We start from the raw sequence: 19,888 nt of genomic DNA on the forward strand, positions 1-19,888 counted from the left end.
GCACTCGTCGGTGTCATCGTGCGCCGTCCACGCAGCCCAGCTGTGGACAGGCCCCTGACACGCCAGGATCATTGGGCGCGGTAGACGTATGTGAAGGGTGACGGATGAAGATTCCGGGCGTGGCCAGCGTCGTCGCTGGCGTGACCGGCGGGGCCGCGCAGGCAGTGCGAGCCGGCGTCTCCACCGCGGCCGACGCCGCCGGGGCGGTGCAGATGCTCGCCGGCCCGGTGGTGGAACTGGCCGGCCCGGTGGTTCAGTCGATGGCCAACACGACGGGCCGGGCGATCGGCATCGGCTCCGCGTCCGACGGCTCACCGAACGGCGTCGCGCCTCCGGTGCGCTGGCAGAGCGGGCGGCGGGTGCATTTCGATCTCGACCCATTGCTGCCCTTCCCCCGCTGGCACGAGCATGCGGCGGTGGTGGAGGAACCGGTTCGCAGAATCCCCGGAGTGGCCAGCGCCCACGTCGAGGGCGCACTTGGCCGGCTGGTGGTCGAGCTCGACAGCGACGCCGACAGCGACACCGTCCTCGACGAGGTGCGGGAAGCGGTTTGTGATGTCGCCGCCGACCTGAACTTGACGGGACCCAGGTCGGCACCCCGGACGGCGCCGTTCGCCGACCCGGGTAACCCGTTGGCGATCCTGGTCCCGATGACGGCGGCGGCGATGGACGTCGCGGCGATCGGCGCGGCGGTCACCGGCTGGCTGGGCCGGTTGCCCGTCGCGCCGCGCAGCGCGCGCGCCGCGGCCGCCCTGCTCAATCATCAGCCGCGGGTGGTTGCCGTGCTGGAGTCGCGGCTGGGTCGCGTCGGTACCGACATCGCCCTCAGCGCCTCGACGGCGGTGGCCAACGGGCTCACCCATGCCATCGGAACACCCGTGATCGATTTGGCGCAACGCAGCCTGCAGATCTCCGAAGCGTCGGCTCACCGGCAGAGATGGCGGGAGCGCGAGCCCGAGCTGGCGTCCCCGAAGCGGCCGCAGGCCCCGGTGGTTCCCGTCATCTCCTCGGCGGGACCCAAATCGCAGGCGCCCCGGCATAATTGGGCCGCCGCCGCCGCGGGCGAGGTGTCCCACGTCGTGGTCGGCGGGGCCATCGACGCGGCCATCGACACCGCGAAGGGATCGATGGCCGGGCCGGTGGAGGAGTACGTCGACCAGGCGGCCAACGCGTCGCTGATCGCCGCGGCCGGCGCGCTGCTGGCCGGCGGTGGCACCGAAGACGCGGCCGGCGCGCTGCTGGCCGGCGTGCCGCGGGCCGCCCACGCGGGCCGGCAGGCGTTCGCCGCGGTACTGGGCCGCGGGCTGGCCAACGCCGGACAACTGGTCCTCGACCCCGGCGCGCTGCGCCGGATGGATCGGGTGAAGGTGGTCGTCATCGACGGGGCGGCGCTGCGTGGCGACAACCGCGCGGTGTTGCGGGCGCAGGGAGACATACCCGGCTGGGACGAGGATCGCGTCTACGAGGTCGCCGACGCCCTGCTCCACGGCGAGGAGGCGCCCGAGCCGGACCCCGACGAGTTGCCGGCCACCGGGGCACGCCTGCACTGGATCCGGGCGCAGGGCCCCTCGGCGATGCCCGCCCAGGGGCTCGAGCATGCCGACCTCGTGGTCGACGGCGAACGCGTCGGCAGCGTCGACGTGGGATGGGAGGTCGACCCTTTCGCGATCCCGCTGCTGCAGACCGCTGCCCGGACCGGGGCGCGGGTGGTGCTGCGCCACGTCGCCGGCACCGAAGACCTGACCGCCAGCGTCGCGGTGAGCCACCCGCCGGGCACCCCGTTGCTGCAGCTGGTTCGCGACCTGCGCACGGATCGCGGACCGGTGTTGCTGATCACGGCCCTGCACCGGGACTTCGCGTCCACGGACACGCTGGCGGCGCTGGCCATCGCGGACGTCGCGGTGGCCCTCGACGATCCCCAGGCGGCGACGCCCTGGACCGCGGACATCATCACCGGCACCGACCTGGCCGCTGCGGTGCGGATCTTGTCGGCGCTGCCGGTGGCCCGGGCGGCCACGGAATCCGCGGTTCGCCTTGCCAAGGGTGGCAGCACCCTGGCCGGCCTGCTGCTGGTCACCGGCGAGCCCGGCTCGGCCAACCCGGTTGCCTTGCAGCGCTGGCTCAACCCGGTCAACGCCGCGGCCGCGGCCGCGTTGATTCAGGGCACGTTCTCGGCCGGCAGGGTGTTGCGGCTGGCGGATCCCACACCGCAGCCGCTGACCGCCTGGCATGCCCTCGACCCCGAGATCGTCTACTCCCGCCTGACCAGCCGCACCCGTCCGCTGGCCGTCGAGCCCGGCACCGCGCCCTGGCGACAGATGCTGGACGACCTGTCCTACAACCCGGTCGTCGCGCCGCTGCGGGGTCCGGCAACCCGGGTGGGGCGGCTGCTGTCGGCGACGCGGGCCGAGCTCGCCGACCCGCTGACGCCGATCCTGGCCGTCGGCGCGGCGGCGTCGGCGATCGTCGGCAGCAACGTCGACGCGCTGCTGGTGGCCGGCGTGATGACGGCCAACGCCATAGCCGGCGGCGTGCAGCGCTTGCGTGCCGAGGCCGCGGTCGCCGAGCTGTTCGCCGAACAGGAGAAGCACGCGCGGCGCGTCGTGCTCCCCACCGTGGCGACCGCGCACCGGCGGCTCGAGGCCGCCCGCACGACGGAGCGAACGGTCACGGTCAGCGCGAAATCGCTGCGCCCGGGCGACATCATCGACCTCGCCGCCCCGGAGGTGGTGCCCGCGGACGCGCGCCTGCTGGTAGCCGAGGACCTGGAGGTCGACGAGTCCTTCCTCACCGGGGAATCGCTGCCGGTGGACAAGCAGGTGGAGCCCGTCGCCGCCGCCGACTCCGACCGGGCCAGCATGCTGTTCGAAGGCAGCACGATTGTCGCGGGACGGGCCCGGGCGATCGTCGTCGCCACCGGCGCCGGCACCGCCGCGCAACGCGCGCTGACGGCGATCGCCGATGTCGAGTCCGCCGCGGGCGTGCAGGCCCGGTTGCGGGAGCTGACCAGCAAGGTGCTTCCCCTGACGCTGGCCGGCGGTGCCACGGTGACCGGTTTGGCGCTGGCGCACCGCGGGTCGCTGCGGCAAGCGGTCGCCGACGGCGTCGCCATCGCCGTGGCCGCCGTCCCCGAGGGCCTGCCGCTGGTGGCCACCCTGGCCCAGCTCGCCGCCGCCCAGCGGTTGTCGCGGCGTGGGGCGCTGGTCCGCACGCCACGCGCCATCGAAGCGCTGGGGCGGGTCCAGACGGTGTGTTTCGACAAGACCGGCACGCTCACCGAAAACCACCTGCGCGTCGTGTGCAGCGTGCCGCACGGAACAAGTCCGGACGGCCCATTTCTCGATCCGGCCGACCCCGGGGGCGCCGAGGTGTTGCGGGCCGCCGCGCGCAGCAGCACCCAACCCCACAACGGGGGCGGACACGCGCACGCCACCGACGAAGCCATCCTCGAGGCGGCCAATGCCTTAGACGGCCAATGGGTTTCGGAGTGGACGGTGCTCGCGGAGGTGCCATTCGAGTCCAGTCGCGGCTACTCCGCCGCGATCGGCACCGACGGCGCGGCGGGCGCGATGCTGATGGTCAAGGGCGCCCCCGAGGAGGTTTTGCCGCGTTGCCGGTTCGAAGATCAGGACGCCGCCCTCGAGCACGCGGAGTCGTTGGTCATGCGCCTGGCCGAGCGAGGCCTGCGCGTGCTCGCCGTCGCAAAGCGGCGCTGGGACGGCGGGACCACCGAGGACGACACCGACGTCGACAAAGTCGACGCCGCCGCGCACGACTTGGAACTGGTCGGCTACGTCGGATTGGCGGACACCGCACGGCCCTCGGCGCGGCCGCTGATCGAAACGCTGGTGGAAGCCGGTCGCAGGGTGGTGCTGATCACCGGCGACCACCCGGTGACGGCCCGCGCGATCGCCCGCCAGCTGGGCCTGCCGTCGGACGCACGCGAGGTCACCGGGGCCGAGCTCACCGCCCTCGACGAGGACGACCGGGCCAAACTCGCCTCCGACGTGCAGGTTTTCGCACGCGTCAGCCCGGAGCAGAAGGTGCAGATCGTCGCCGCGCTGCAACACAGCGGGCAGGCGGTCGCGATGGTCGGCGACGGCGCCAACGATGCCGCCGCGATTCGCATGGCCGACGTGGGCATCGGGGTGAGCGGTCGCGGTTCGTCGGCCGCGCGCGGCGCCGCCGACATCGTCTTGACCGACAACGATCTCGGCGTGCTGGTCGACGCGCTGGTCGAGGGCCGCGGCATGTGGGGCGGCGTAAAAGACGCGGTCAGCATCCTGGTCGGCGGCAATGTGGGCGAGGTGCTCTTCACCATCATCGGGACGGCGTTGGGGACCGGTCGCGCGCCGGTGGGCACGCGTCAACTCCTGTTGGTGAACCTGCTCACCGACATGTTCCCCGCGCTCGCGGTCGCCGTCACCCCGCAGTACCCCCAGCCCGAAGAGGACGAGGACGGCGCGGACCGCGATGCCGACGAGACCCAGCGCGCCTTCCAGCTTGCGGCGCTGTCCGAACCCCCGCCGTCGCTCGACGCGCCGCTCATGCGCCAGATCGTCACCCGCGGCGCCGTCACCGCCGCCGGCGCGACGGCAGCCTGGGCCATCGGGCGCTGGACTCCGGGCACCGAACGCCGCACGTCGACAATGGGTCTCACCGCGCTGGTGACCACGCAGCTCGCGCAGACCCTGCTAACGCGGCGCCACAGCCCGCTGGTCATCGCCACGGCGCTGGGCAGCGCCGGCGTCTTGGTGGCCATCGTCCAGACCCCCGGCGTCAGCCAGTTCTTCGGCTGTACACCGCTGGGGCCCGTCGCCTGGTCCGGTGTGATCGGCGCGACGGCCGGCACCACCGCCGTGTCGGTGCTGGCGCCCAATTGGCTGGCCAAGAGGGTCGCCGCGCTCGAACCCAAGCAGCTCGAGCCCGGGGCAGGCTCAGGTCGATAGCTCCTTGCGCACGACCTTGCCCGCGGGATTGCGCGGAATGCTCCCGACGATGTTGATGTCGCGCGGCTGTTCGAAGCGGGAAACCCTGCCCTGCAAGTAATCCCGCAATGCCGACGGGTCGATGCCGCTTCCCGGCTGCGGGACCACGAAGGCGGCCAGTCGATGACCGAACCGCTCGTCGGGAACGCCGATGACCGCACTGTCGGCGACGTCGGGGTGCTCGGCGAGTGCGTTCTCCACCGCGCGCGGGTAGACGTTCTCTCCCCCGGAGATGATCATGTCGTCCTCACGGCCGACGATGAAGAGCCGTCCCGCATTGTCGAGGTAACCCATGTCCCCGGTGCTCGTCATGTTCTCGACGACGGCTTTGGCCTCCCCCGAGCCCTCCGTGTAGCCCTCGCTCGCCAGCTCGCCGCCGACGAAGATGCGTCCGGTGACGCGCGGACCGACGGGTCGGTCTTTCTTGTCGAAGATGCGCACCGGGCAGCCGGCGACCGGTTTTCCGACGGTTTCCGGAGCCTCCCTCAGGTCGGCCGGTGTTGCCAGCGCACCGATGCCGACTTCGGTTGAGCCGTAGCCGTTGTAGAGAATGTCGCCGTAGGCATCCATGAACCGCTGCCCCAGGGTGGGATCCAACCGGTCCCCGCTGGACAACACCACGCGCAGGTAGGGCAACGGGTTTCGCGCCCGCACCCGCTGCGGCAGGTCCAGGATGCGCGCGAGCACCACCGGCACCGCGGTGAACGCGTCGGCGCGGTGCAGCGACGCCTGCGCCAGCGCGGCCTCGGCATCGAAGTGGCGATGCGTCAGCACCGTGCCGCCCAGGGCCACCGTCAGCATCAGCATGCCGAGGCCCAGCCCGTGGAACATGGGCATTGCCACCGAGATCCGCGAACCCGTTCGCAGCCCGGTGCGATCGAGGATCGTCACCCAGACGCCCACCGCGGAACGCAGCTGCGGAGTGCGGGGCACGCCCTTGGGCTTGCCGGTCGTGCCCGACGTCAGCAGAATGATCCGGCCGGGTGCGGCCACTGCGGGTCGCGGGGATCGCGGGTCCCCGTCGCGCGCATCGACCGTCGCCGGATCGACGACGGTCACCGATGCCTGCGCGGCGCGCACCCGCTCCGCGAACTCGTCGTCGGCGACGATCGTGGTGATCCGGTGTGCGCCCAACGCGGCGGCCAGCGCATCGGTGCGGAAATCCGTGTTGACGAGCACGACATCGGCGCCGACCAGGGCGGCGGCGAAGAACGCCTTGACGAAACCCCGTCCGTTGCGGCACATGACCCCGACCGCGCGACCGGGCCCTTCTCCGGCGCCGGACAGCTGGCCCGCCAGCGCTCGGGCCTCCGACCGCAGCTCCCGGTAGGTGAGGGCGCCGTCGTCGTCGATGATCGCCGCCCGGTTCGGCCACCGGGCCGCCGTGACGCCCAGCAGCGTGTAGGGATTCGTGCCGCCGCGTCGCGCCTCGCGAATCACCCGGACCACCGCTGCCGGGGAAGGCGGGCCGAGCAACCCGGACCGCAGCAGCGCCCGCGCCGCCGTCGCGACCACACCGTTCTGGGACACCAGAAGGGTCATGGCCGGCCCTCGCGCACACCGGAATTGGCGAAGAAGCGGCGGTGCCACCACCGGGCCGCGCGCTCGGCGGGCCCGGCCAGCAGCACCGACGCCAGCTCGGCCGGCCACACCCAGGGCGGTTCGTTGGTGCGGGGGCGCTCGATGACCGCCTTGGCGATCGCGTCGGCGGCTTCGTCCGCGGACATGCCGGGAAGCCGGCCCAGCATCGGCGTGGGTGCGATCATCCGGGTGCGCACCAGCGCGAAGTAGACCGTCGTGACGTCCACACCGTCGGCGTGCAATTCCGGTGCCACGCTGCGCAGCCAGCGATCGAAGGCGCCCTTGGACGCCTGGTAAGCGCCCCACTGCGGCCCCGGTACGACGCGCACCCCGACGCTCGACACGTTCACGATGTGCCCGCCGCCGCGCTCTCGCATGGCCGGCAGCAGCCCCAGCAGCAGCCAGATCGGTCCCAGGTAGTTGATGTCGATGGTGCGCTGAAAGTCATGCGGGCGGTCGTACTGGTCGTGCAGCGACCGGCGCAACGACTTGCCCGCGTTGCTCACCACGACGTCGACCGCGCCGTGGTTCTCGGTGACCTGCTTCGTCAGCACGCCCACGGCGGCCTCGTCGGTGAGGTCGGTGGGGTAGGCGACCGCCCGCCCGCCGCCCGCGTTGATCGCCGCCGCGAGGTCCTCCAGCCGTTCCGCCGATCGGGCGACGACCAGCACCGTCGCTCCCGCGGCGGCCATCGTGCGGGCCGTGGCCTCGCCGATTCCGTAGGACGCGCCGGTCACCAATACCGTCTTGCCCGAAACGGTGTCGCGCAGCTTGTCGGGGTCCGAGACCCGCGCCGGGTTGGCCAGTCGGTCCGTGGCCGCCGCAAAGGCTCGCTGAAAGGGCTGTGCTATCAGGTTCACGTTCGGTGCCGCATTCACTCCGGATTGCGCGCCGAGGGGTGCGGCTCTGGCTTGACCGTGTGCCTCGACTCGGGTTACAGCTAGCAGACCACATCGGGGTTCGGCTCCGCCGCCCGGCCCGCGATTATCGGCAGTTCGCGCGGTTGGCGGAGCGAGCCGGCGCATCGCCGACGGGACGTTTTACGACTCTGAAACAATTGCCAGAGAAATCTCTGTTTAGCCGACGGTGCACCAGGGCACAATTGCGGCATGATCGCACGTCAACTCGCTCGTTTCCTTGGTCCCGCGGTAGTCGCGGCGTCGGGCCTCAGCGCCTCCGTCCTCGCGCCTGCCCTCCCCTTCGCCTCCGCCCAATGTCCGGACGTGCAGGTGGTATTCGCCCGCGGCACCGGTGAGCCCCCCGGTCTTGGCGCGACCGGACAGGCATTCGCCGACGACCTGCGCTCGCGCGTCGGCGGAAAGTCGTTCGACGTCTATCCGGTCAACTATCCGGCCAGCAACGACTGGGACACCGGCCTCGACGGCATCCGGGACGCCGGCGCGCACGTCGTTTCGATGGCGCACGACTGCCCCAACACCAAGATGGTGCTCAGCGGCTTCTCCCAGGGCGCGGCCGTGATGGGCTTCGTCACCTCCGCCGCCGTGCCCGACGGGGTCGACCCCAACACCGTGCCCAAGCCGATGGACCCCGCGGTGGCCGACCACGTGTCCTCGGTCGTGCTCTTCGGCATGCCCAACGTCCGCGCGATGAACTTCCTCAACGAGCCCCCGGTCGCCATCGGCCCGCTCTACCAGCCCAAGACCATCAAGGTCTGCGCGCCCGAGGACCCGGTCTGCTCCGACGGGATGAACTTCGCCGCGCACGACACCTACGCGTCCGACGGCCAGATGATCGATAAGGGCGCGGCATTCGCCGCCAGCCACCTCGGCGGTTCAGCCGCCACGACCGTCGGGGCTCCCGGCGGTGGCTTCGGCAGCTGAGCTGATTGAGGCGCCTGAGTCGCCACCGCGACCAACGACGCTCGCGGTGGCACCGTCGGCCACTACGTGGCGATCGCGAGCGCGGCGTCGCCGGGCGAAGCGGGTCGCCACCATCAGGGCTAGTCCCTGATGAAGCCCTTGGTGCGCATCAGGTGATCCGCCAGGAACCCGTCGTGCGGGATCTCGGGCGCAGCGTAAAGGGTCGGATGCCGGCCGCGGTAGACGTTGGCGACCGTCGGTTCGGCGAGCAGGTCGTCGACCAGCCGGTCGTCGCCGGTGATGGCAGTGACGACCAATGAGTGCCGCAGCGGCTCGACTCCGGCGGCGCGCGACCACGACGACACCCACACGCACGGAAACGGCAGCTCGACGTTGAGCTTGTCCGTGAGCTGGCCGGAGCCGGGTTCGGCCAGCAGGTGCACCGCCGGACGCAGCGCGGCGTACCCGTCCCCGACCGCGGCGACCACCTGGTCGGCGCCGAGCAGCGGCGTCGTCCCGGCGGCCCTGGCCGCCAGGTAGTTCGCCAGCGTCCGCGCCTGTTCGAGGGGCTGGGTGGGCAGGATCGCGCGCTCGTCGTCGGTGGGCAGCGGCCGGATCGCCGCCAGCCGCCCGGCGATCGCCCGCGCCAGCGGGGCGGGGTCGCCCTCGTAGAGCACCGCGGTGGCATTGACGCACGCCATCCCGCCCAGGTTGGCGATCGAGTCGACCACGAGGTCGATGTGGTCACGCCAATCCTGGTCGGCGGTGATCAGGATCTTGGTGCGCCCGGGGCCGTTCACCACCACCCCGGGGTCGCCGGCGTACTTGTCCACCACGTCCTGGCCGCCGTAGACCATGGCAAGGTCGGCCCGCCGGATGAGCTCGTCCGCGCCGCCATGGTCGGTGGGCAGATACACCGCGTCTTCGCGACGAAATCCCGCCTGGCGCAGGGCGTTCACCAGCCGGTGTGCGGTCAGCGGCTCGCGGCGCGACGGCCGCACCGCCACGCGGTAGCCCAGCGCCAGCGCCTGGGGCCACAGGGCGTGGACGCCCGGGCCGTTTCCGGCCGCGTGCACGGCAAACACCTCTCCGCGCCGGACCCACACCGCGCCGCCGCCGCGGGCACCCTCCTCGCGCCAGTCGAGCGCGGCGCCCGTGGGCCGGGCCGGTCGCACGGTATCGAACGCGGTGGCGACGGCGCGGGCAACGCCGCGCGCCCCGGCCCGCGTCACCGCGATCGGGAGCCCGGATACGCCGCTGGCCAGGCGAACGTAGTCGTCGAAGCCGAGGCCGCCGATGGTCGCGGTGGCAAAGACCTCGGCCGCGTTGCCCAGCGCCGCCTCGCGTTGGGCGACCGGTAGCGGCCGGCATTTGCGCTGCGCGCCGATGGTACGCGAAACATACAGCGGCGGAACAATGCTCAGCTCGGCAACCGCAACACCGGCGGTGCTCATGATGAGCTCGCGGTTGCGGGTACGGTAATCGCCACCGGCTCCGAGCGCGTCGATACACACCAAATCGGTCGCGGCAACGGCTCGTTCGCGCGCCATGTTCAGTAGACGCCCTCGATGACGGCCTCGCCGTCGAAGGTGGTCACCGGCCGCACCTCGCTGACCGAATCGCTGAGTTGGCCCGCCGGGCCGGGCATCCGGATCGCCAGGTCGCGCTCCAGGTTGTTCGGTATGAACATTCCCTTGCTGACGTGGTTCATCACCACCTGGCCCCGCTGCCCGTATGGCACTCGTTCCCCGGCGTCGGGATCGACCACCCAGAACACGACGTACGGTGTCCGCGGGTCGAACACGAACGAGTCGCCGTCGCTTCGGGTGACCGCTTGCGAGAGCACCATGGTGCTGCCGAAGGCCATCGTGATCGTCGTGTCGGGGAAGATCTCGCGCAGCACGTCGAGCGTGTCGGCGTCCACGTGCGCGCCGCTGAGCAGCAGGTAGCGGATCTTGTCGTTTACCAGATCCACCACGCGGTCGTTGCGCGCGATGGCCTCCAGCAGCGGCGGGGTCGTGTGCAGATTGGCGACGTTCTGCGTCTGCAGCACGAACACCGCCTGCTCGACGACGTGGTCGACGTAGGCGGCGACTTCGGCGGCCGCGTTGCGCGCGGCGACCTTTTTCACCCAGCGGGGGTCGAGGTCGACCGCGTGGAAGACCGCGCCGAGTCGCTCGGAGACCAGCCGCGAGAAGTAGCCGACGCCGTGCGGGCCGGCGGGCATCAGGCACAGGAACCCCCGTCCGCGGACAAAGCCGCCGCCGTCGAAGTCCTCGGTTTGCCACTGCACGACCTGCGCGATCCAGTCCGGCATCTGCACCGTCCGTTTCGGGGCCCCGGTGGTGCCGCCGGATTCGAATATCTGGGGCAGCGGCGGAGACGATCCATAACCGCGCGGAATGAGATCCTCCACCGGCACGGCGCGCAATTCGTTGACCAGGTTGGGGAACAGGCGCAGATCCCCAAAGCCTTTGACATCGGTCAGCGGGTCGAAGTCCAGGGTCCGGGCGGTCCGCAGCCAGAACGCGGAACCGGTGTCCTCGCCGAAGTGCCAGGCCATCGCGGCGGCCAGGTAGGCCTCGGGGTCTTCGATCGGGACCGATCGGGGAACGTCCAGCAGCGAAAAATCGCCCATGGCACCGATCCTGTCACAGGACCGGCCCGGCAACCCCGCGCGCCGGGGCGCCGGACACACGGGCGGTGAACGTTGCCCCACGGTGCGGGGAACGCCTGGTGGCCAACCGGTTTCAGCCGTCGCGCGCCTGGCGGACGGCTTCGGTGATCGCCTCGTTGAAGGCGGGGTACATCTCGTCGTAGCGGCCGTCGCGTTCGGCGAACCGGAACGGCTTGACCCGCTCCACCAGGATCTCCTCCGCGTCCGGCTGCGCCTGCAGGAGGGCCATCGTCTCGGTGATGTACTCGTCCAGCGGCATCGCCCGCGGGTCGCTGGTGTCGAATCCCCGCCCACGCTGCAGCCCCGTCTGCAGGTGCGGTGGAACGATCTCGATCACCTGGACCGCAGTCCCGCGGAGCTGAAAACGCAGCGACTCGGTGTAGGAATGCAGCGCCGCCTTGGTCGCGCAATACGTCGGCGTGACGGCGCTGGGCATGAAGGCCAGGCCCGACGTGACGTTGAGGATCGCCGCCCGCGGCTTCTTCAGCAGCGACGGCAGCAACGCCGCCGTGAGCCGGATCGGGCCCAGCAGATTGATCGCGACCGTCAGCTCCGCCACGCTGGGACCGGTCGTGGTGAGGTCCTCGAAGCGCTGGACGCCGGCGTTGTTGATGAGGACGTTGAGGTCCCGATAGTGGTCGGTCACCTCGGTGGCGAAGCGGCGGATGTCGGCGGGGTCGCCCTGATCCAGCGACAGCACCCGGATGCCCGGGTTGGCTTTCGCGACCTCCGCCAGCGGCTCTCGCCGCCGGCCCGCGATGACCACCGTGTTGCCGAGCCGATGGAACGCCTCCGCCAGGCCGCGACCGATCCCGCTGCCGCCTCCGGTCACCAGCACCGTATTGCCCGTCATCTGCATGGCCGCTCCCCTCGTCGGATCCAGTCCTGTGTAACCGCCGATCAGTCGTACCAACCCCACCCACTTTCGTCCCTTCGGGGACCGCTGGGTAGAGCCGGAACCATACCGCGTGGAACCGCGTGTCACCCGGATCGTCGATGCCTACGGGCGATACGGACTGTTCATTTCCCAAATCCGCGGGTGCCGCGCACAGTCGAAGGCGACAGCGACAGCGATGACAGTGACGACAGCGAGGAAGACCGATGCGTTACATCGCCTTGGAGGAAGCCTTTGTCATTCCGGAGTTGGTCGAGCGCCTGCCCATGTCGGACAGCCGGCGGCTGCTGCAGTCGCTCGGGTTCAAGCCCGGAATGGGCGAGCACTATGAACGCCGGCTGACGGATTTCACCGAATACCGGCTGCCGGAGATGGACGACGCCGGCATCGACATCCAGGTGTTGTCCCTGACCGTCCCGGGACTGCAGGTCGACGTCGACGCCGAAGAGGCTTGCGACAGCGCACGGTTCGCCAACGACTACCTGGCGAAAATCGTTGGCGGACACCCGGATCGGTTCCGTGGGTTCGCCGCTCTGCCATTGCAGGACCCGGCCGCGGCCGCGGCTGAGCTGGAGCGCGCCGTCAACCGGGACGGATTGTGCGGGGCGCTGGTCAACGATTGCATCAGCGGGCCGGGCGGGCGCTACCTGGATGCACCCGAATACGACGAGGTGTGGTCGGCGCTGGAATCCCTTGGCGTTCCCCTGTACCTGCACCCAGGGGCACCGCCGGCCGATCGCTGGCGCGTCCTCGACGGCCGCCCGGAACTTTACGGGGCAACCTGGAGTTGGGCCGCCGAGGTCAGCGGGCACGCGCTGCGGATCCTGTTCAGCGGCGTGTTCGACCGGCATCCCGGCGCCACCTTGATCTTGGGGCACATGGGTGAGTTCCTGCCGTTTCAGCGCAGCCGACTGGACTCCCGCTCCCGGGGCATGCACACGACCACTCCGCTGCAGCGCTCGCCCTCGGCGTACCTGGGCACCAACATCGTCTTCACCAACAGCGGGGTGTTCTCGCCGGCGGTCATGCTGGGAGCGGTGCTGGAGGTCGGCGCCGACGCCGTGATGTTTTCCGTCGACTATCCCTACGAGTCCTCCCGCGAGGCGGTCCAAGGATTCGAGCGGACGACGCTGCCGGCCGCCGACCGGGAGAGGATCGCCCACGGCAACGCCGAACGGCTGCTGGGCATCGGTTAAGCCGCGTGGTTATGGAGCCGGCGCGGGTCGACGCCCGCCCGGCGCCACGCCTCGGCCGCCCAGGGCAGGTAGACGAGCGCGAGCGGCAGCCGGTTGATGAGCGGATTGAGCGCGCGCACCACGGCGGTGAACCGCTGGAATCGCTTCTCCTTCTTCGCATCCCACTCCAGCTGGCATACGTCGCGCATCTGCTGCGGCAGGGTCCCGACGAGAACGAGGCGGGTGTAGGCGTTCAACGGCGCGGACAGCGCCCTCCAGACCGCCTTGGGAATCCACCGCGGGCCCGGTATCCCTTTTCGGATGTAGCCGGTGCCGTACAGGATGGTTTTGTGCGGGACGAACCGCTCGAGCATCTCGTCCCAGTAGGCGAGGAACTCGTCATACGTCCGCGGCTGTCCGCGGTCGTTGACGCCGTAGAGCCCGAACCAGACCTTGCCCTCATTGAAGATCTGCTCCTTCTCCGCACGCGACAACCGGCGAATGAACGTATCGGTCGTGTAGATGACCTGGTCGACGAACGTGGCGTGCGCCCAATAGAACAACTCCGGATTGAGCGCGTGATACCTGGAGCCGTCGCTGACGGTGCCCTTGATCGGCTTGTGGAAGTCCCGGACCCTGCGGCCCCACTCGTGCGGGTGGTCGGAGTAGACGGTCTTCATCAGGGGCGGTGCGGTCCGCCGTAGCAGCGGTGCGCCGAGATTGCCGAGGGGGTCGTGTTCATGCAGAACCACAGCCTTGAGGGCACTCTGGACGAGAAGATCCTGGACACAGCGCGAGCGGTCTTCGAGACCTACGGCGTGCGGCGCGCCAACATCGAGGATGTCGCCGCCCGCGCCGGGGTCAGCCGCAGCACCATCTACCGGCGGTTTCCCACCAAGGACGACCTGTTCGAACACGTGGTGCGCCGCGAGGCCGAACTGTTCTTCCGGACGCTCGATCGGGCCACCGCGGGCTGTGACCCGCGGCAGGCCGTGATCGAGGCGTTCGCGCTCGGGGTGCGCCTGGTCCAGGACTCGCCCCTGTATTCGCGGATCGCCGAAAGCGAGCCCGAGCTGCTGGGCATGTTTTCCCGGTCGCAGGTCTTCCCGATTCGCCAATTCGCCGACGGAATCGCCCATACCCTGCGGCGCTGCGGGGCCGACATCGCAGAACCCGACCTGGCCAAATCGCCGACATCCTGCTGCGCGTCGCGCTGGGCATCATCGTCTTCCCCACCGACCGGCTCGACACCTCGAACGAGGCGGCCGTGCGCGACTACGCCGCCCGGTACCTGGTCCCGATCATCGGCCGCTAGCGGGCTTCGACTTGTCTTCGACTTGTCACAGCCCTGAATTAGCCTGATAGCCGTGGCTGGGTTTTCTGGCGCACCACGAACCCGATACGCCAGTTGCGGCGATGCGGACGTCGCCTATCAGGTGTTCGGCGACGGACCGATCGACCTGCTGCTGCTGCCCGGGCCGTCGATCCCGATCGACTCGGTCGACGCCGAGCCCTCGATGTACCGCTTTCATCGGCGGCTGGCGTCGTTCGCCCGGGTGATCCGGCTCGACCAGCGCGGGATCGGGCTGTCGTCCCGCGTCCCCTCGACCGACGTGATCGGGCCGGAATTCTGGGCGAAGGACGTCATCTCGGTCATGAACGCGGTGGGATGCGAGCGGGCGACGATCGTGGCGCCGGGCTTCACCTCGATGACGGGCCTCGTGCTGGCGGCCGAGTATCCCGAACGGGTCAGCAGCCTGGTGATCATCAACGGCGCGGCCCGCACGTTGTACGCCCCGGACTACCCGATGGGCGCCGCGATCGAGATTCTCGACCCGTTCACGACTCTGGCGATCGACCCGGACGCCGTCGACCAGGGCTTCGACATGCTCGGCATCATCGCTCCCAGCGTCGCCCGCGACGACGCGTTCCGCGCCTGGTGGGACGCCGCCGGCAACCGTGCGGCCTCGCCCAGCATGGCGCGCGCGATGATCATGGCCGTCCGGCATGCCGACGTGCGCGACTCGCTGCCGCGCGTCACCGCGCCGGCGCTGATCCTGCACCGCACCGACTCCGACTTCACCCCGGTCGCGCACGGTCGCTACCTCGCCGAGCACATCGCCGGATCGCGGTTCGTGGAGCTACCGGGCGACGACACCCTGTACTGGGTCGGCAACACCGGGCCGATGCTCGACGAGATCGAAGAGTTCATCACCGGCATGCGGGGCGGTTCCGACGCCGAGCGCCTGCTGACCACGATCGTGTTCACCGACATCGTCGGCTCGACGGAGCGGGCCGCCGTGCTGGGCGACGGCCGGTGGCGCGACCTGCTGGACAACCACGACACCATCATTCGCCACGAGCTGCAGCGGTTCGGGGGGCGTGAAGTCAACACCGCCGGCGACGGGTTCGTCGCCACGTTCTCCAGCCCCAGCGCCGCGCTCGCCTGCGCCGACGACATCGTCGACGCGGTGCGGGTGCTGGGCATCGAGGTGCGGGTGGGCATTCACGCCGGAGAAGTCGAGGTGCGCGGCGCCTTGAAAAACGACATCGCCGGGATGGCCGTGCACATCGGTGCGCGGGTGGCCGCGCTCGCCGAGGCCAGCGAGGTGCTGGTCTCCTCGACGGTGCGCGACATCGTCACCGGCTCGCGTCACAGGTTCGCCGACCGCGGCGAGAGCGCGCTCAAGGGCGTTCCGGGTCACTGGCGCCTGCACGCGCTGGTCCGCGAGCGCGCCATCGTCAGGCGGTAACAAACCCGACACCTGGAGACGGTCGACGCACCCGACCGCTCGGCTAGGCTTGTTCCGGGCTCGTTCGAAGCTCGTCCCGGGCCCGACTGTCGTTCTACAGCATGGTTTTTGATCGAAGGAGTACGCGTGACCGACGTGCACGTCTCGATGTCGCCCGCGTTGCGCCGAGCGCTGGATCTGCTGACCGATCCGCCGGCGGATCCCGACGTGAGCAAGGGCTACCTGGATCTGCTCGGCGCCGAATCGGGCGCGGACGACGCCGTCCCGAAGAACTCCGGCCCGATCCAGGCGGTGTGGGCGTCGCCGATCGGTTCGATGCTCTACGACAACGTCCAGGCCCTGTCGCGCCGGCTGTTCAGTTTATGGCGATTGCCCATCGAGTGGCTGGACATCCCGCCGGGAGGCGTGGCGCTGGACGTCGGCTCAGGCCCGGGCAACGTCACCGCGTCGCTGGCACGCGCGGCCGGTCCCGGGGGGCTGGCCCTGGGTGTCGACATCTCCGAGCCGATGCTGGCCCGCGCGGTGCGCAACGAGGCCGGGCCGCAGGTCGGCTTCATCAAGGCCGACGCGCAACGACTTCCGCTGCGGGACAACACCGTTGACGCGGTGGTCTCGATCGGCGTGCTGCAGCTGGTTCCGAATCCGGCGGCGGCCGTCGCCGAGATGGCGCGGGTGCTGCGGCCGGGCGGCCGGCTGGCTATTTTGGTCCCGACCGTCGGGCGGGCGGCTCGGTTGTGGCAAAGGCTGCCGGACGTCGGTGCGCACGTGTTCGATGACGACGAAATCGGCGACATCCTGGAAAGCAACGGATTCGTCAGCGTGCGGATCAAGAACTACGGCACGTTTCAGTGGGTGCGGGGCAAGAACGGCTGAGTCAGTACCGTTTCAGTCCCGTTTCAGAGCCGGGTGGCCGCGGGCCAGCACCGGCAACAGCAGTTCGGGCGGCGCGACCCGGAACAACGCCGCCGCCACCCGGTTGACGCGACCGGGGACGACGACGGCCGTGCCGGCCGCGAGCCCGTCGATCCCGGCCCGCGCGACCTTGGCGGCGGGAACCCACATCACTCGCGGCAGGGCCGATTCGGCTTCCTCCTTGGAGAAACCGGCCGCCTCGCCGAACCCCGTATCCACCGGCCCCGGGCACAGCGCGGTCGCGCTGACCCCGGTGCCGCGCAGCTCACCGCGAAGGCTGTGGGTGTAGGACAACACGAACGCCTTGGCGGCGCCGTACGCCGCCTGTCCCGGCAGCGGACCGAATCCGGCCACCGACGCCACGTTCAGCACGGCGCCCCGATGGCGTTCGACCATGCCCGGCAGGAACCGGCTGCACAGGTCCACCACGGCGGCCACGTCGACCTCGACCAGGTTGACCTCCTGCTCCGGAACGGATTTCGCGACGAGTCCGAGCGTCGAGAACCCGGCGTTGTTGATCAGGATGTCGGGAACCAGTCCGAGGGCGGCGACGCGGTCCGGCAGGGCCGCCCGCGCGGCTCGGTCGGCCAGGTCGGCCGGTAGCGGGTGCGCCTGCGCGCCCAGCCGTCCGGCGAGCGCTTCGAGGCGCTCGGCGCTGCGGGCCACCAACACCACCTGATAGCCGCGCCGGGCAAGGATCTCGGCGAACTGTTCGCCGATGCCCGACGATGCGCCGGCGACGATGGCGGCGCGGTCGTTGGCGGGGGGCGGCAGGGCCATGTCACCCCTGGTTCGCCTGGGCGAGCGTGGCGAGCCGGTCGATCGACTCGCGCAGCATCTCGGGCGTCGTCGAACTGGCTTTGGCCAGCCTGGTGCTGTCCGTCAGCGCCGTCCAATCATAGGTGTGGGTCACGCTGGTGAGGCTCGCGTTGATCGGGTGGAGCTCCCAGCGCCAGAGGTGGCCGGGCGGCTGCCTTTTCGGTTCCGCCGGGCACCACGCGATCGTGCTGCCCTCGATGAATTCCACCACGTGGTTCTCCCGCACGGCCCCATTGGTCAGCGTCGTCTTGAACACGTCACCGACCTGCCGAATGCGCTGCCCCGGAGCGGACGAAGCAAGGTTGTCGTTGCCGTCCCAGCTCGGCTGGTGAGCGGGATCGGCGATCAGTTCGAAGATCCGCTCGGCGCTGGCCGAGATCACGCGGGTGGCGCTCACGATGCGTTCCGGTTCCATGCCGCTATCCAAACACGCCGCCCGGGCGGGCGCGCCTCGTCGCGCGGATGTGACTTTGGCCCCGGCACGTTGGGGACCTTCGACCGTCGAAGCGTCCCCGGGTCGGCTGCGATGGTGGTCGTGCCGGGACCACCCGGTTGGCCTGTCCGAAGTGCAGCAAGCCCATTTTTGGGTGAGGCCCCCACGGCCTGCTTGACCCACCGTCACCAGACGGGGACCTGCCTTCGGACAGGCTTTCCACGTCGCCCTGCCCCTCAGGCCACCCGAAGCGCCTCGACCGGTCCGGACAGCGCCGCCTTTACGTGGCGGGTGTCGTCGTCGGCGAGCACCTCGATGTCGCCGCGCTCGATGCCGTCGACGATCTGCCGCGCCACCTGCTGCGGGGTGTTCTTCGGCACGTCGAAACCCGAGGCCATATCCGTGTCCGTGAAGCTCAGGTGCACGCCGGTGACCAGGGTGCCCTGCTTTTCCAGCTCGACGCGCAACGAGTTCGTCGCCGACCACAGGGCCGCCTTCGAGTCGCCGTAGCCGCCGAAGCCGGCCACCCAGGACAAGATCGAAGCGATGTCGACGAGCGCTCCGCCGCCGTTGTCGGCCAGGATCGGGGCGAACGCCTGGGCCACCCGAAGCGCGCCGAAGTAGTTCGTCTCGAACACCGCCCGCACTTCCTCGATGTCGCTGCTGAGCAGATTGCGCCCACCGATGATGCCGGCATTGTTGATGACGATGTCGGCGTCGGCCGCGGTGATAGCCAGCGCGGCAACCGAATCCGTCTTGGTGACGTCCAGCTCGACGCTGACCACCCGGGGGTCCTCGCTGGGCTTGGGCGACCGCGCCGTGGCATACACCTTGGCCGCGCCCCGCTGCAAGAACTCGTCCACGACGGCCTTGCCCAGCCCGCGCTGCCCGCCGGTGACGACGACCGTCGAACCCTTGATGTTGACCATGATGATCCTTTCTGACGTAATCAAAAGCTATTTGCCTCTGTCAGGATAGTTGACGATGTCCGACATAGGCAAGTATATTTTGGTTATGTCTGGTGAATGGTGTGCGTCACAGCGCTTCGGGCTGGCTCCGGCGCCGGGCGGCCTGGGCCTGGTTCAGGACTTTCTCAACACGGCGGCCATCGAGGGATACGGACCGGACCTGCTGGCCGACTCCGCGCTCGCGCGCGACTGGATCGCCGGCGCGGTGCGGGCGTGGTCGGCCGCGCGGGAGCTGGACGCGCAACCGCCGCCGCTCGGCGACGCGGACGTAGCGAGGCTTCGCGCGCTGCGCGACACGATCGCCGGGCTGGTCGACGGGAAACCGCCGGCGCGGGGAGGACCGGGCCCCGTCGTGGCGTCCTTGGCGCTGCCGGAAACCGGTCAGGTGCGGCTCGAACCCGCCGGCACCGGCTGGCGCTGGCTGGCGTCGGCGCTGTGGGGTGAGATTCTGCTGAGCCAGCATGACGGCAGCTGGCGGCGGATCAAGCGATGCCACAACCCCCGGTGCGCGTCGACGTTTTACGACCGCTCGAAGAACAACAGCGGGGTGTGGCACGACGTGAAGACGTGCGGCAACGCCGCCAATTTGCGGGCTTCCCGCGCCCGTCGACGCGAACGCGACCGCGCGGCGCGGGAGCCTGCGGGCGGATAGGGGCCCGGGCCGGTCAGCAGCGCTCGACACCCCTGGGCATGATGCGCGGGTCGGCGGCCGTTTGCCGTCGCGTGCTTTTCAGCACGGCCAGCAGGGCGTCGCAGGCACCTGCCTTGATCGGGGCGACGACGCCGCGGTTGGTTGGGCGCCGACCCATCCCGTCCTGCAGTGTTGGCACGGTTCTGATCCCTTGTCCGTTCGGCCAGTTCGCTGAC

The 19,888-nt window shown here is 70.3% G+C and carries 17 protein-coding genes; 7 read left to right on the forward strand and 10 right to left on the reverse strand.

Annotation, left to right across the window (positions count from 1 at the left end; all coding sequences use genetic code 11):
* Window positions 1–104: 104 nt before the first annotated feature.
* Window positions 105–4,949: a cation-translocating P-type ATPase gene (locus VMD50_RS05205; protein ID WP_325425524.1), complete on the forward strand. Its 4,845-nt coding sequence runs from the start codon at window positions 105–107 to the stop codon at window positions 4,947–4,949.
* Here the strand turns inward: VMD50_RS05205 and VMD50_RS05210 are convergent.
* Entirely contained in the window at window positions 4,938–6,530 is a 1,593-nt protein-coding gene (locus VMD50_RS05210; RefSeq protein ID WP_325425526.1) for an AMP-binding protein, read from the reverse strand. The genes VMD50_RS05205 and VMD50_RS05210 overlap by 12 nt on opposite strands.
* Complete coding sequence (locus VMD50_RS05215) at window positions 6,527–7,429, reverse strand: SDR family NAD(P)-dependent oxidoreductase (protein ID WP_325425528.1); 903 nt, start codon at window positions 7,427–7,429, stop codon at window positions 6,527–6,529. The genes VMD50_RS05210 and VMD50_RS05215 overlap by 4 nt, the downstream gene beginning before the upstream one ends.
* Window positions 7,430–7,678: 249 nt before the next feature.
* Between VMD50_RS05215 and VMD50_RS05220 the strand changes: the two genes are divergently transcribed.
* Window positions 7,679–8,410 (forward strand): cutinase family protein, encoded by a 732-nt coding sequence (locus VMD50_RS05220; protein WP_325425530.1) that lies wholly within the window; start codon window positions 7,679–7,681, stop codon window positions 8,408–8,410.
* Between the two features lie 119 nt (window positions 8,411–8,529).
* Here the strand turns inward: VMD50_RS05220 and VMD50_RS05225 are convergent, their stop codons facing one another.
* The 3 genes from VMD50_RS05225 to VMD50_RS05235 form a co-directional block, all read right to left on the reverse strand.
* Complete coding sequence (locus VMD50_RS05225; protein ID WP_325425604.1) at window positions 8,530–9,906, reverse strand: aldehyde dehydrogenase family protein; 1,377 nt, start codon at window positions 9,904–9,906, stop codon at window positions 8,530–8,532.
* 35 nt (window positions 9,907–9,941) lie between these two features.
* On the reverse strand, window positions 9,942–11,027 hold the full coding sequence (locus tag VMD50_RS05230; protein ID WP_325425532.1) for a phenazine antibiotic biosynthesis protein: 1,086 nt from the start codon (window positions 11,025–11,027) through the stop codon (window positions 9,942–9,944).
* 112 nt (window positions 11,028–11,139) lie between these two features.
* Window positions 11,140–11,925 carry an SDR family oxidoreductase gene (locus tag VMD50_RS05235; RefSeq protein WP_325425534.1) on the reverse strand — a complete coding sequence of 262 codons (786 nt, stop codon included), beginning with the start codon at window positions 11,923–11,925 and terminating at the stop codon, window positions 11,140–11,142.
* A 242-nt stretch (window positions 11,926–12,167) separates the two neighbouring features.
* On the opposite strand from VMD50_RS05235, the gene VMD50_RS05240 reads away from it, so the two are divergent.
* Entirely contained in the window at window positions 12,168–13,157 is a 990-nt protein-coding gene (locus VMD50_RS05240; protein ID WP_325425536.1) for an amidohydrolase family protein, read from the forward strand.
* On the opposite strand, the gene VMD50_RS05245 is transcribed toward VMD50_RS05240, so the two are convergent.
* Window positions 13,154–14,053 (reverse strand): oxygenase MpaB family protein, encoded by a 900-nt coding sequence (locus VMD50_RS05245; protein ID WP_414686004.1) that lies wholly within the window; start codon window positions 14,051–14,053, stop codon window positions 13,154–13,156. The genes VMD50_RS05240 and VMD50_RS05245 overlap by 4 nt on opposite strands.
* On the opposite strand from VMD50_RS05245, the gene VMD50_RS05250 reads away from it, so the two are divergent.
* The 3 genes from VMD50_RS05250 to VMD50_RS05260 all read left to right on the forward strand — a co-directional run bounded on the left by VMD50_RS05250 (window position 13,955) and on the right by VMD50_RS05260 (window position 16,762).
* The gene (locus VMD50_RS05250; protein ID WP_414686005.1) at window positions 13,955–14,488 is read left to right on the forward strand and encodes a TetR/AcrR family transcriptional regulator; all 534 of its coding nucleotides are present in this window, start codon (window positions 13,955–13,957) and stop codon (window positions 14,486–14,488) included. The genes VMD50_RS05245 and VMD50_RS05250 overlap by 99 nt on opposite strands.
* A 15-nt stretch (window positions 14,489–14,503) precedes the next feature.
* Window positions 14,504–15,889, forward strand: a complete 1,386-nt coding sequence (locus tag VMD50_RS05255) for an adenylate/guanylate cyclase domain-containing protein (RefSeq protein WP_325425539.1) — start codon at window positions 14,504–14,506, stop codon at window positions 15,887–15,889.
* A 126-nt stretch (window positions 15,890–16,015) separates the two neighbouring features.
* Entirely contained in the window at window positions 16,016–16,762 is a 747-nt protein-coding gene (locus VMD50_RS05260; protein WP_325425541.1) for a class I SAM-dependent methyltransferase, read from the forward strand.
* A gap of 12 nt (window positions 16,763–16,774) precedes the next feature.
* Here the strand turns inward: VMD50_RS05260 and VMD50_RS05265 are convergent, their stop codons facing one another.
* The 3 genes from VMD50_RS05265 to VMD50_RS05275 form a co-directional block, all read right to left on the reverse strand.
* Window positions 16,775–17,581: an SDR family NAD(P)-dependent oxidoreductase gene (locus VMD50_RS05265; protein WP_325425543.1), complete on the reverse strand. Its 807-nt coding sequence runs from the start codon at window positions 17,579–17,581 to the stop codon at window positions 16,775–16,777.
* Window position 17,582: 1 nt separating this feature from the next.
* Window positions 17,583–18,035 carry an SRPBCC family protein gene (locus VMD50_RS05270; RefSeq protein ID WP_325425545.1) on the reverse strand — a complete coding sequence of 151 codons (453 nt, stop codon included), beginning with the start codon at window positions 18,033–18,035 and terminating at the stop codon, window positions 17,583–17,585.
* Window positions 18,036–18,289: 254 nt separating this feature from the next.
* Window positions 18,290–18,982, reverse strand: a complete 693-nt coding sequence (locus VMD50_RS05275) for an SDR family oxidoreductase (protein ID WP_325425547.1) — start codon at window positions 18,980–18,982, stop codon at window positions 18,290–18,292.
* An 85-nt stretch (window positions 18,983–19,067) separates the two neighbouring features.
* On the opposite strand from VMD50_RS05275, the gene VMD50_RS05280 reads away from it, so the two are divergent.
* Window positions 19,068–19,673, forward strand: coding sequence for a CGNR zinc finger domain-containing protein (locus tag VMD50_RS05280; protein WP_325425550.1), 606 nt, complete (start codon window positions 19,068–19,070; stop codon window positions 19,671–19,673).
* A gap of 13 nt (window positions 19,674–19,686) precedes the next feature.
* On the opposite strand, the gene VMD50_RS05285 is transcribed toward VMD50_RS05280, so the two are convergent.
* On the reverse strand, window positions 19,687–19,851 hold the full coding sequence (locus VMD50_RS05285) for a hypothetical protein (RefSeq protein ID WP_325425552.1): 165 nt from the start codon (window positions 19,849–19,851) through the stop codon (window positions 19,687–19,689).
* Between the last annotated feature and the right edge of the window lie 37 nt (window positions 19,852–19,888).

The sequence above is a fragment of the Mycobacterium sp. genome (genome assembly GCF_035506235.1).
Taxonomy (GTDB): Bacteria; Actinomycetota; Actinomycetes; order Mycobacteriales; family Mycobacteriaceae; genus Mycobacterium.